This window comes from Streptomyces tateyamensis (genome assembly GCF_003205575.1).
GTDB lineage: Bacteria > Actinomycetota > Actinomycetes > Streptomycetales > Streptomycetaceae > Kitasatospora > Kitasatospora tateyamensis.
Genome location: NZ_PYBW01000418.1, coordinates 1 through 377, shown reverse-complemented (window position 1 = coordinate 377; position 377 = coordinate 1). Strand labels below are relative to the sequence as shown.

General features: G+C 74.0%; 1 protein-coding gene. It reads right to left on the bottom strand.

What is annotated here, in order from left to right; translation table 11 throughout:
- Nucleotides 1-369, bottom strand: a 369-nt coding sequence (locus C7C46_RS36145) for a class III lanthionine synthetase LanKC N-terminal domain-containing protein (protein WP_484421968.1), incomplete at its 3' end; no start/stop codon positions are given.
- Between the last annotated feature and the right edge of the window lie 8 nt (nucleotides 370-377).

The window sequence follows — 377 nt, the reverse complement described above, 5'->3', positions numbered from 1 at the left end:
GAGCCGGGGTAAGCCGCGGAAGGCGCCGTAGCGGTAGCGCACCAGGCTCCCCGGCCGATGCGGACGTTCGCACAGGGTGCCCGCCCCCGGTAGCTGCGGGGTCCCCCGGTGCAATTCCTGGGCCAGCCAACGCAACTGGTGTTCGTCTTGCGGGCAACGGGTAATGAACTTCCCGCCGCCGCCACGGTCGTAGTGCCCCGAGACGAGCTCCGCCAGTCGGCCCGGCGTGCCGGCGCACTTGAACGGGGCCCGGGCGGCGACGAGCACCTCGGCGGCCCGGGTCAGCACCATCGGAGCGGAGAGCGGGACGGCCGACACGTGCAGCTTCCACCCCTGCCGCCGTCCCGCGGCGGCATCGTCCGGGGACACCCGGCACC